We start from the raw sequence: 9,167 nt of genomic DNA on the forward strand, positions 1-9,167 counted from the left end.
CACCACTCATCAGGCCGAGCGTTAGCTCGCCTTCCGCTTTTGATCTGAGCGCCCCCTCGAGAGGCCGAGCGCAGGTTCTGCGCAGTGGGCAACCCGGCATGGATGCCGGGTTAGCCGCCCCCGGCCATGGATGGCCGATGGCGGCGGGCCCACGGAGCAGGACCGGAGCGAGGGCATGCCGAGCCACAGCGAGGCACCGAACGAAAGGGGCAAGAGCCCTTGGTTACTTGGGGCTTTTCCAAGTGACTCGCTGTAAAAGCGAAACCGCCAGCCGCCATCACAAAAAAAACGGATATGCCCTCCCCAACCGCTCTACCGCGCCTGACGAAACACCACCCCCAGACCAACAATAATCAGCACCATCCCCACCATGCTCAACACCGCAAGTTGGTTGCCGAAAAACAGATAATCCATCACCGCCGTCACCGCCGGCACCAGATAGAACAGACTGGTGACATTCACCAGATTGCCCCGGGCGATCAGCCGATACAGCAACAACGTCGCCAACACCGACACCACCAGCCCCATCCACAGCACCGGCACGATAAAACCGCTGCTGCGTTCAAAGTGAAAGGGCTGGAACGGCACGAAAATCCCGCACAACAACAGCCCCGCCAGATACTGCACCGGCAGCGTACCGAGGGGATTATCGGTGATGCGTTTCTGCATGATCGAACCAAACGTCATGCTCGCCAACGCCAGCAAACCGAAAAACATCCCGGCCAGCGACATGCCGGCCAGACCAATGCCCTGATACACCACCATGATCAATCCAGCCAAACCCAGCATCAAACCGAACACCCGGTTCGCTGAGCGATGGCGCTCCATGATCACCACCGTGAGGATGGGCTGCACACCCATGATCGTGGCCATCACGCCTGGCGTGACCTTCAGGTCCAGGGCCAGCAGATAGAAAATCTGATAAGCACCCAGCAACACCACACCAGTGGCCATCGCATACAGCATCGGCTTGCCACCCTTGGGCAGTTTCAGCTTGAGCAATGGCACCAGCAGCACCAATCCACAAAGCGCGATGGCGAAACGAATCAGCAGAAAAGCGAAGGGCGACGCGTGGGCCAGGCCCCATTTGGAGAAGATCGCCCCGCTGCTCCACAGCAAAACGAACAGGCTCGTGGACGCCGCCGCGAGTGCGGATTTTTTCGAAAGGACAAACATGAATACCACCTGTAGTCAGGCATAAAAAGCCAACTCAGCCGAAGCTGAAATCCAGTAGTTTTTCAGGCGAACGCTTTTAGAAGGGCATGGGAACAGCAGGGAAAGCTGATCAGCCCGAAACGCCAACGCCCGGCGGTGATACGACTGCGTACACCGGCGTGCTACGGACAGGTGGGGGGTAATGACTGATCTGCGCAGGCTGCTGATCCCCGCACGGCACGACGCCAGCGTGGACCGCTGAATCGACTACCGCGTTGATGAGGGATGCAGGCATGGGCTGATCTTTTTTGATGGGATGGACGGTGAACGGAAATCACCGAGCGCCGACTATAACCAGCGCTCGACATGGATTGCAATGACTTGGACAAAGGGCCAGTAGATACAGCGTTAGACCTGCTGCTTACTCTGAGGGAAAGGAAATCGCCCACTGAGGGGGACAGGGAATGCAAGAGATCAAATGCCAAGGGAACGGACGCATCTTCGGTATCAATTGTATAAATCGAGAGCTAGAAAACTGGCCACCGCCAGCACCGCCGAGCTGCAAGAGAAAAAGGAACGGTCTGGCCCTACCGTTCTTGATTTATCGAAGGTGCGATTTGAACCTATCGACGCACAAGCGTTGAGTGCCTGGGAGCGCTGGGATGATTTTCATTTTTCATGGCATGACGTTGTTGGATGGAAAGCGAAGGAGCCTTTGGCGCTGGATTTATCCATCTGGTTCGATAAACAACTGTGTGGGCTCTGCTTCGCAAATCCAAACAAAAGTCGGCAACGAATTCGCATCGTCCGACTGGAGGGACGGCCAAGAGAGGCTCATCCCCTTAAAAAACGCATTGCTACATTGTCCATAATGGTCATTCAGCACTACGCCACAATTATAGGAAGCAGGTTCATCGAAGTTCAGGAGCCCATGAAAGGGGCGATTCCTATTTATCAACAACATGGCTTCTATTTCGATACTGAACGGCGGCTTGTCAAAGCGGTGGAAAGCCAAGTATCGTAAAAAACTGCTTAATAAATGATCAATAGTGGAGGACAAAATGGGTAAATCCAGTAAGAAATCCCCTACAAAAAATCGCTTACCCGCACTGGAAAGGAAAAAGATTGCTCTAGTGCTCACGGATAGTCAGCGACGCCTTCTGGAAATACTTGCGACAGGCATCGAAGGCGAAGAACCTGACGTGCTCGCCGGGCGCCGATGAAATCCTGGGCAAAAAAAACCGCTCTAAGCGAGCGGTCTTTCTGTAATCGACATCACCCAAACAACCAATACCCCAACAACATCAACACCACCACCGCGAGCACCGGCCGCAGCACACGGTAGGCTTTAGGATTGCGCCGCTTCCACTGCTTGACCACTCCGCTGACTTTGTCGCTGGAGTTCTTGCTCCAGGCGTAGGCCCGGTTAATCCCGCCGACACGCTCGTCATCGAGGTTCTGCGGCGCAGTGGCGCGACCGAGCAGGCTGCTGATCCAGCGGTTGATGCGGGTCATGATACGGTTGCTCAACGGACGTTCGATGTCGCAGAACAGAATGACCCGGGTCTTCTCGGTTTCGTTCTTGACCCAGTGCACATAGGTTTCGTCGAACATCACGTCTTCGCCATCACGCCAGGCGTAAACCTGACCGTCGACGAAGATGCGGCAATCATCGGAATTCGGCGTCGACAACCCCAGGTGATAACGCAGGGAACCGGCAAACGGATCGCGGTGCGGGTTGAGATGGCTGCCACCCGGCAGCAAGGCGAACATGGCGCCTTTGACGTTGGGAATGCTGCTGACCAGGGCCACTGTTTTCGGGCACAGTGTTTCGGCCGATGGCAGGGGTTTGTCGTACCACTTGAGGTAGAAACGCTTCCAGCCTTTCTTGAAGAACGAGCCAAAACCGGCGTCGTTGTTTTTCTCGGCGGCGCGAATGTAACCCTCATCGAACAGGTGCATGGCTTCGTCGCGGATCACTTCCCAATTGTCCTTGAGCACATCAAGTTCCGGGAACTTGCTGCGATCCAGATAGGGTTTGGAGGGCACGCTGGAGAACAGGTACATCAAGGCGTTGTAAGGTGCGAACAAAGCGGAGTGGTTGACGAACTGACGCAAGACCGGCAATCGCGCCTTGCCGCGCAAGTGCACATAGAGGGTGCTGCCGAGGAACAGCAGCAACAGCGATGCCTTCGCGGCAATGGTAAAGGTCATCTACAACTCCTTGAGAATTAGCAACTCTGCACTACGCCATTTACCCGACGTGGCAGTCGGCCATGATAAACACTACCGGCCTCGGGAAAAACCCGCTTTCCTCAACATTCACTGTTAAAGATTGTGCAACAACGCACTTCTTAACATATGTCTCCTGAACGGGGGCTGACCTGGATCAGCCCACTTGTCGGGATCAAAATCGAAACATCACTGCTTTGATTTGTTCACGATTACTGCTGATTCTCCTGCTCGGTAAACAGATCGCTGAACAGCATGCTCGACAGGTAACGCTCACCGGAGTCCGGCAGAATCACCACGATGGTCTTGCCCTGCATTTCCGGCGTTTCAGCCAGGCGCACGGCCACAGCCATGGCCGCACCGCAAGAGATGCCGCACAAAATCCCTTCCTCCTGCATCAAGCGCAAAGCCATTGCCTTGGATTCGTCATCGGTGACCAACTCGACCCGGTCCACCATCGACAGATCGAGGTTCTTCGGCACAAAGCCGGCACCGATGCCCTGGATCTTGTGAGGGCTAGGCTTGATCTCTTCACCGGCCAGCGCTTGCGTGATCACCGGAGACACCACGGGCTCCACCGCCACCGAGAGAATCGGTTTGCCCTGGGTATTCTTGATATACCGCGAAACCCCCGTAATGGTTCCGCCCGTTCCGACGCCGGCCACCAGCACATCGACGGCACCGTCGGTGTCGTTCCAGATTTCCGGACCAGTGGTTTTCTCGTGAATGGCCGGGTTGGCCGGGTTTTCGAATTGCGCCGGCATGAAGTAGAGGGACGGGTCGCTGGCAACCATTTCAGTGGCCTTTTCGATCGCACCTTTCATGCCTTTGGCCGGCTCGGTCAGCACCAGTTCGGCGCCCAACGCCTTGAGCACTTTGCGCCGTTCGATGCTCATGGACGCCGGCATGGTCAGCATCAACTTGTAACCCCGTGCGGCGGCGACAAACGCCAGGCCAATGCCGGTGTTGCCGGAGGTCGGTTCGACGATGGTCATGCCAGGCTTGAGTTTGCCGGTGCTTTCGGCGTCCCAGATCATGTTCGCGCCAATCCGGCACTTCACCGAGTAACCAGGGTTGCGCCCCTCGATCTTGGCCAGGATGGTCACGCCACGCGGCGCAATGCGGTTGATCTGCACCAGCGGTGTATTGCCGATGGAATGGGCGTTGTCAGCAAAGATACGGCTCATGGCTGGGTCCTTATGCAGCGTTGAATTAGCCCTCCACGGTATGCCTGTTGCCCCTGGTCGTCCAGTCAGTCGAACGTCCGGCCCGCACAGCAGTCAATCGCATTACACCGCCAGAGATTTGCCGCCATGAAGCGTCGATACAGTTGGCCTCTGTGGACCCTCGCCGGCCTCCTCATGTTGCTGTTTGCCCTGCACATCGCCCTGCCCTATCTGGTGCGTGACTACCTGAACGAACGATTGGCGAATATGGGTGACTATCGCGGGCAGATCACCGACGTGGACCTGGCCCTGTGGCGCGGCGCCTACAAAATCAACGGGCTGAAAGTCGTCAAGATCGAAGGCAAGGTCCCGGTGCCTTTCGTCAATGCGCCGCTGATCGATCTTTCCGTCAGTTGGCACTCGCTCTGGTACGACCACGCGGTCGTGGCCAAGGCGCAGTTCGTCAAACCCGAAGTGAACTTCGTCGACGGCGGCGCCAACAAGAAAAACTCCCAGACCGGTGAAGGCACCGATTGGCGGGCACAATTGGAGAAATTGCTTCCGATCACCCTGAACGAAGTGCGGATCAGCGACGGCAAGATCAGCTTCCGGAACTTCAATTCCAGGCCCCCCGTGAACATGAACGCCACCCAGGTCAACGCCAGCATTTACAACCTGACCAACGTCGTCGACAAGGAAGGCAAGCGCGACGCACGGTTCGATGGCAAAGCGCTGCTGCTGGGGCACGCGCCACTGGAAACCAGCGCAACCTTCGATCCGCTGAGCGACTTCGAGGATTTCCAGTTCCGACTACGCGCCACGGGCATCGAACTCAAACGCATGAACGACTTCGCCTCGGCCTACGGCAAGTTTGATTTCAATGCCGGGCATGGTGATGTAGTGATTGAAGCGCAAGCGAAAAAAGCCCAATTGACTGGCTACATCAAGCCACTGCTCAAAGACGTCGATGTGTTCAACTGGCAACAGGACGTCGAGAACAAGGACAAAGGGCTGTTCCGCTCCATTTGGGAGGCCATTGTCGGTGGCTCCGAAACCGTGCTGAAAAACCAGGGCAAGAACCAGTTTGCAACGCGCGTTGAATTGAGTGGCAGCGTTCACCGGCAAGATATCAGCGCGTTCCACGCGTTTTTGCAGATTTTACGTAACGGTTTTGTCCAGGCCTTCAATGCCCAGTATGAACGGCCGAAGCCGGAGGCCGGTTAGGGTTTGCGTGTAACGGTGTAACGGCCGGTTTCTTCAGCCGCCCGCGCCGGATCTCGCAGCTGCAGAAAATCCCACCCCAGACAGGCCAGCGCCAATGACCGGGGCACGGCTTCACGGCCACTGCTGTAGCGCGTGATGCTGCGGGCACTCACCCCCAAAGCCTCGGCGGCCTGATTGAGCGGCAACCCGGTACGCGCACGCCAGTCGATGAAGATCCGGGTGTTTTCATCCGCTGCGTTTTGCGCGAGTGCATCCAGATAAACAGTGTCTGCGCCGATCTGGATATCCTGCTCAGGCCATTCGACGCACCAGCCATCATCGCCCAGGGTTGCACTGGCGAAAGCTCCCGCCTCCAGCAACGGCTGCAATCCAGGATAGGTACGCAGGTCACGGCTCAAATCGAGCGTCAATTGCTGACCATCGATAAATGTCAGCGCCAAACGGTAATCCGGCAACGCCTGCACGGCAGACAACCGTGGTCGTTTCATGGGTAACATCGTTTCAACTCTTGAAAAACCTCAGCAAGCTATCGCCAAAATGGCGATAGATCAATACTGGCCAGCCGCCGAGACTGAGTCAAGATGTGACGCCCCATTCAGAGACTGAATAAGCCGTCTGCGTTCACAGTCGACCGGGCAGCGCGTTATAGTCGGGTACTACAATTATTGCGCCCCGCCCTGCCCTGTCAGGTCGGCGTTACCGTTCGAGGATTAGCAGATGAAGTTCGAAGGCACCCAGGCCTACGTCGCCACCGATGACTTGAAGCTGGCGGTCAACGCCGCCATCACCCTGGAGCGTCCGCTGCTGGTCAAGGGCGAGCCGGGCACCGGCAAGACCATGCTGGCCGAGCAACTGGCCGAGTCCTTCGGCGCCAAGCTGATTACCTGGCACATCAAATCCACGACCAAGGCGCATCAGGGCCTGTACGAGTACGACGCGGTCAGCCGCCTGCGTGATTCGCAGCTGGGCACGGAAAAGGTCCACGACGTTCGCAATTACCTGAAAAAGGGCAAGCTCTGGGAGGCTTTCGAGTCTGAAGAGCGGGTGATTCTGCTGATCGATGAAATCGACAAGGCCGACATCGAGTTCCCGAACGACCTGCTGCAAGAACTCGACAAGATGGAGTTCTACGTTTACGAGATCGACGAGACCATCAAGGCCAAGAAGCGCCCGATCATCATCATTACCTCCAACAACGAGAAAGAGCTGCCGGACGCGTTCCTGCGCCGCTGCTTCTTCCACTACATCGCGTTCCCGGATCGCGTCACGCTGCAGAAAATCGTCGACGTGCACTACCCGGACATCAAGAAGGATCTGGTCAGCGAAGCGCTGGACGTGTTCTTCGACGTGCGCAAGGTGCCGGGCCTGAAGAAGAAGCCATCGACCTCCGAACTGGTGGACTGGCTGAAGCTGCTGATGGCCGACAACATCGGCGAAGCGGTGCTGCGCGAACGCGATCCGACAAAGGCCATTCCGCCGCTGGCCGGTGCCTTGGTGAAGAACGAACAGGACGTGCAATTGCTTGAGCGCCTGGCCTTCATGAGTCGTCGCGGTACTCGCTAAGCTCTGATTAAGTAGGGGCTAACGCCATGTTGCTCAACCTGTTCAATGAAATGCGCGCAGCCAAGGTGCCCGTCTCGGTGCGCGAGCTGCTGGACCTGATCAACGCGCTGAAACAGCGCGTGACCTTCGCCGACATGGACGAGTTCTACTACTTGTCCCGGGCGATTCTGGTGAAGGACGAAAAGCATTTCGACAAGTTCGACCGAGCGTTCGGTGCTTACTTCAATGGCCTGGAAAAACTCGACGATCACCTTCAGGCCCTGATTCCTGAAGACTGGTTGCGCAAGGAATTCGAGCGTTCGCTGACCGACGAAGAGCGGGCGGCGATCCAGTCCCTTGGCGGGCTGGACAAGCTGATCGAAGAATTCAAGAAACGCCTGGAAGAACAGAAAGAACGCCACGCCGGTGGCAACAAGTGGATCGGCACTGGCGGCACCAGCCCGTTCGGTTCCGGCGGCTTCAACCCGGAAGGCATTCGGGTCGGCGATGCCGGCAAGCGCCAGGGCAAGGCGGTCAAGGTCTGGGATCAGCGCGAGTACAAGAACCTCGACGATTCGGTGGAACTGGGCACGCGCAACATCAAGGTCGCCCTGCGTCGGCTGCGCAAATTCGCCCGTCAGGGTGCGGCCGAAGAACTGGACATCGATGGCACCATCGACCACACCGCCAAAGATGCCGGGCTGCTGAGTATCCAGATGCGGCCGGAGCGGCGTAACACCGTCAAGCTGTTGCTGCTGTTCGACATCGGCGGTTCGATGGATGCGCACGTGAAGATCTGCGAGGAGTTGTTCTCGGCCTGCAAGACCGAGTTCAAACACCTGGAGTACTTCTACTTCCACAACTTCATTTATGAATCGGTGTGGAAGAACAACATGCGCCGCACCTCCGAGCGCACGTCGACCCAGGACCTGCTGCACAAGTACGGCGCCGACTACAAAGTGATCTTCATCGGTGACGCGGCGATGGCGCCTTATGAGATCACCCAGGCCGGCGGCAGCGTCGAACACTGGAACGAAGAAGCCGGTTACGTGTGGATGCAGCGGTTCAAGGAGAAGTACAAGAAGCTCATCTGGATCAACCCGTATCCGAAAGATACGTGGGGCTATACGTCGTCGACCAATATCGTTCGGGATTTGATTGATGACCAGATGTACCCGCTGACGTTGCGGGGGCTTGAGGAAGGGATGCGGTTTCTTTCCAAGTAGAAATTCATCGCTTGTAAGGGCCTCTTCGCGGGCAAGCCTCGCTCCTACAGGGGTAACTCCGAAATCTGTAGGAGCGAGCGGTGCGGCGATCCGACTTGCCCGCGAAGCTTTTAACTTTCTTGAAACCGGCGCAAATACTCGACCTGTTCGCGATGCGCGACATCCTGCACCACCGGCCGCAACCGCACCGTAGCCCCCGGCAGACACTGCGCCAGCCGCGCCAGGGCCAGCGGCGTCAACGCCCCCAGTCGCGGATAACCGCCAATGGTCTGCCGATCATTGAGCAGCACAATCGGCTGCCCGTCCGGCGGCACCTGCACCGCGCCGAGCGGAATACCTTCGGAAATCATCGGTTTGCCCTGGTACTGCAACGCTGTTCCCAGCAAGCGAATACCCATGCGGTCGGCACGACTGTCGAGGGTCCACGCGCTGTTGAACGCATCGAACAAGCTCTGGCCGCTGAACTCGCCGATCTGCGCGCCGAGTACCACGTCCAGTGGCAAATCGGATTTGAAGTCCGGTATTTGTTCGCGAGGCAACTCGCGCATCAGCAAGGGCGCTTCAGCCGAATAGCTCAGCGACGCACCTCTGGCCAACGCCCGCCCCATGCCGTCCACCCCAC

The 9,167-nt window shown here is 57.4% G+C and carries 9 protein-coding genes and 1 pseudogene; 5 read left to right on the top strand and 5 right to left on the bottom strand.

Going from position 1 to position 9,167, the window contains the following annotated elements; genetic code table 11:
• Positions 1–312: 312 nt before the first annotated feature.
• The gene (locus tag KGA97_RS28070; RefSeq protein WP_223481890.1) at positions 313–1,176 is read right to left on the bottom strand and encodes a DMT family transporter; all 864 of its coding nucleotides are present in this window, start codon (positions 1,174–1,176) and stop codon (positions 313–315) included.
• 457 nt (positions 1,177–1,633) lie between these two features.
• On the opposite strand from KGA97_RS28070, the gene KGA97_RS28075 reads away from it, so the two are divergent.
• Together KGA97_RS28075 and KGA97_RS28080 are read left to right on the top strand one after the other, a co-directional pair.
• Positions 1,634–2,179: a hypothetical protein gene (locus KGA97_RS28075; RefSeq protein ID WP_223481891.1), complete on the top strand. Its 546-nt coding sequence runs from the start codon at positions 1,634–1,636 to the stop codon at positions 2,177–2,179.
• A gap of 37 nt (positions 2,180–2,216) precedes the next feature.
• The gene (locus tag KGA97_RS28080) at positions 2,217–2,378 is read left to right on the top strand and encodes a hypothetical protein (protein WP_192228715.1); all 162 of its coding nucleotides are present in this window, start codon (positions 2,217–2,219) and stop codon (positions 2,376–2,378) included.
• A gap of 52 nt (positions 2,379–2,430) precedes the next feature.
• On the opposite strand, the gene KGA97_RS28085 is transcribed toward KGA97_RS28080, so the two are convergent.
• The gene (locus tag KGA97_RS28085; protein WP_223481892.1) at positions 2,431–3,369 is read right to left on the bottom strand and encodes an aspartyl/asparaginyl beta-hydroxylase domain-containing protein; all 939 of its coding nucleotides are present in this window, start codon (positions 3,367–3,369) and stop codon (positions 2,431–2,433) included.
• A 230-nt stretch (positions 3,370–3,599) separates the two neighbouring features.
• Positions 3,600–4,574, bottom strand: a complete 975-nt coding sequence (gene cysK / locus KGA97_RS28090; protein WP_008035073.1) for a cysteine synthase A — start codon at positions 4,572–4,574, stop codon at positions 3,600–3,602.
• Between the two features lie 126 nt (positions 4,575–4,700).
• Here cysK and KGA97_RS28095 point away from each other — a divergent pair, with 126 nt between their 5' ends.
• Complete coding sequence (locus tag KGA97_RS28095; RefSeq protein WP_223481893.1) at positions 4,701–5,777, top strand: DUF748 domain-containing protein; 1,077 nt, start codon at positions 4,701–4,703, stop codon at positions 5,775–5,777.
• Here the strand turns inward: KGA97_RS28095 and KGA97_RS28100 are convergent.
• Positions 5,774–6,274 carry a DUF2442 domain-containing protein gene (locus KGA97_RS28100; RefSeq protein WP_008035069.1) on the bottom strand — a complete coding sequence of 167 codons (501 nt, stop codon included), beginning with the start codon at positions 6,272–6,274 and terminating at the stop codon, positions 5,774–5,776. The genes KGA97_RS28095 and KGA97_RS28100 overlap by 4 nt on opposite strands.
• A 220-nt stretch (positions 6,275–6,494) precedes the next feature.
• Between KGA97_RS28100 and KGA97_RS28105 the strand changes: the two genes are divergently transcribed.
• Both KGA97_RS28105 and KGA97_RS28110 read left to right on the top strand, forming a co-directional pair.
• Positions 6,495–7,340 carry an AAA family ATPase gene (locus tag KGA97_RS28105; RefSeq protein ID WP_008035065.1) on the top strand — a complete coding sequence of 282 codons (846 nt, stop codon included), beginning with the start codon at positions 6,495–6,497 and terminating at the stop codon, positions 7,338–7,340.
• 26 nt (positions 7,341–7,366) lie between these two features.
• Positions 7,367–8,545, top strand: a complete 1,179-nt coding sequence (locus KGA97_RS28110; protein ID WP_008035063.1) for a vWA domain-containing protein — start codon at positions 7,367–7,369, stop codon at positions 8,543–8,545.
• 110 nt (positions 8,546–8,655) lie between these two features.
• Here KGA97_RS28110 and KGA97_RS28115 read toward each other — a convergent pair.
• Positions 8,656–9,167, bottom strand: a pseudogene (locus KGA97_RS28115) (allophanate hydrolase); the annotation flags it as partial.

It is taken from the genome of Pseudomonas sp. BF-B-15, from assembly GCF_019946675.1.
GTDB classification, from domain to species: domain Bacteria; phylum Pseudomonadota; class Gammaproteobacteria; order Pseudomonadales; family Pseudomonadaceae; genus Aquipseudomonas; species Aquipseudomonas migulae.

Bases quoted from the DNA above. Each gene is read 5' to 3' on its own strand.
- KGA97_RS28080 (WP_192228715.1), top strand. From the start codon at position 2,217: ATGGGTAAATCCAGTAAGAAATCCCCTACAAAAAATCGCTTACCCGCA.
- cysK (WP_008035073.1), bottom strand. From the start codon at position 4,574: ATGAGCCGTATCTTTGCTGACAACGCCCATTCCATCGGCAATACACCG.
- KGA97_RS28105 (WP_008035065.1), top strand. From the start codon at position 6,495: ATGAAGTTCGAAGGCACCCAGGCCTACGTCGCCACCGATGACTTGAAG.
- KGA97_RS28070 (WP_223481890.1), bottom strand. From the start codon at position 1,176: ATGTTTGTCCTTTCGAAAAAATCCGCACTCGCGGCGGCGTCCACGAGC.
- KGA97_RS28110 (WP_008035063.1), top strand. From the start codon at position 7,367: ATGTTGCTCAACCTGTTCAATGAAATGCGCGCAGCCAAGGTGCCCGTC.
- KGA97_RS28085 (WP_223481892.1), bottom strand. From the start codon at position 3,369: ATGACCTTTACCATTGCCGCGAAGGCATCGCTGTTGCTGCTGTTCCTC.
- KGA97_RS28100 (WP_008035069.1), bottom strand. From the start codon at position 6,274: ATGTTACCCATGAAACGACCACGGTTGTCTGCCGTGCAGGCGTTGCCG.
- KGA97_RS28095 (WP_223481893.1), top strand. From the start codon at position 4,701: ATGAAGCGTCGATACAGTTGGCCTCTGTGGACCCTCGCCGGCCTCCTC.
- KGA97_RS28075 (WP_223481891.1), top strand. From the start codon at position 1,634: ATGCCAAGGGAACGGACGCATCTTCGGTATCAATTGTATAAATCGAGA.